The following is a 1,319-nucleotide window of genomic DNA, read 5'->3' as shown; positions in this document are numbered from 1 at the left end:
GCGGGAGGGGTTGGAGGCGTTGGAGTGGGGGGCGTTGGGGTGGGAGGCGTTGGAGTGGGAGGTGCCGGGGTGGGGTTTGGGGTTGGGTTCGGGGCTGGTGGGGCTGGTGGGGCGGGTGGCGTTGGTGGGGTTGGTGGGGTTGGTGGCGGCGCGGGTGGGGTTGGGGACGGGATGGGTGAGGCTGAGCTGTGGGTGGATCCGGAGACGATGGATCTGGAGCGGGAGCTGGCCGGGTTGGCTGATGAGCTTTCGCAGGCTGAGGCTGAGTTGGCTGAGGTTCGTAACCTGTTGTCGGTGTTCGGGCGGGCGCATGCGCGGATGTTCGCGCCGTTGTTGGCTGAGCTTGATGAGATCGAGGCGAGGATCGCGGAGTTCCACGCGGACCGCAGTGGGCGGGATGACGATCGGCGGGATGCGGAGGCGGCGCGGGAGCGGGCGCAGGAGTCGGCGCGGCAGGCTGATGAGGAGAAGGTGCGGGCGACGCGGGCTGAGCCGCCTCGGCCGACGCCTACGGGGGAGGCGAAGCGGATGTATCGGAAGCTGGCTCGGGGGTGTCATCCGGATCTGTCGGCTGATGAGGGGGATCGGCAGCGGCGTGAGGTGTTCATGGCGCGGGTCAATGATGCTTATTCGCGGGGGGATATTGGGCGGTTGGCGTTGTTGGCGAGGGAGTGGGAGTTGGAGGGTGGGGCGAGTGGTGCGGGGGTTGGGGCTGGGGCGGGGTTGGGGGCTGGGCTGAGGGCTGGGATGGGGATGGGGATGGGGATGGGGATGGGGGCGAATGCTGGGGTGAAGGATCCGGGGGAGCGGCGGAGGATCAAGGATCGGTTGCATCAGGCTTTGTCGTCGGTGCGGAATCGGTTGGATCGGATTCGGGATGAGTTGAGTGCGGCGCGGGAGTCGGAGTTGGGGAGGATTGTTTTTGCGCCGGGGCAGGAGGCTGGGATGCCGGCGGCTATGCGGCGGTTGGATGCTATGGCGGATAAGTTGAAGAGGCTGGTGGATGAGCGGCGGAGGGCTTTGGATGAGTTGGGTGCTGCGGGGAGGGCGGGGGCGGGGGGTTAAAGGCTTTTATTACGACCTTCGGCCATGGTGCTGACTGGTCGGTGGCGGTCGTTGGGTGGGGGGTGCTGTCAGGCTCCGAGAGCTGTTGCGGGGGTGGGGAAACCCAAGGTCAAAGGCCAGATCAAGGGCCAGTCAAGGTCAACTGCGCCTCCGGCGGCCCCTCCGGGGAGGGCCTCGCTCTGGAAAGAGTGGGGCCGGGCGGTTACCTTGCCCTTGGTCTGTGGTTCCGGTTTCGGTCCCGGCCTTTCCGTCGC

Annotated in this window: 1 pseudogene; it reads right to left on the bottom strand. The window is 67.3% G+C overall.

Annotated features, from left to right (window positions below):
* A pseudogene (locus ABD481_RS46380) lies at window positions 1–312 on the bottom strand (hypothetical protein); the annotation flags it as partial.
* Window positions 313–1,319: the final 1,007 nt, after the last annotated feature.

It is taken from the genome of Catenulispora yoronensis (assembly GCF_039531695.1).
Lineage (GTDB): Bacteria > Actinomycetota > Actinomycetes > Streptomycetales > Catenulisporaceae > Catenulispora > Catenulispora yoronensis.
Note: the sequence above shows the minus strand (reverse complement) of the source record. Positions and strands in the feature narration are given on the sequence as shown.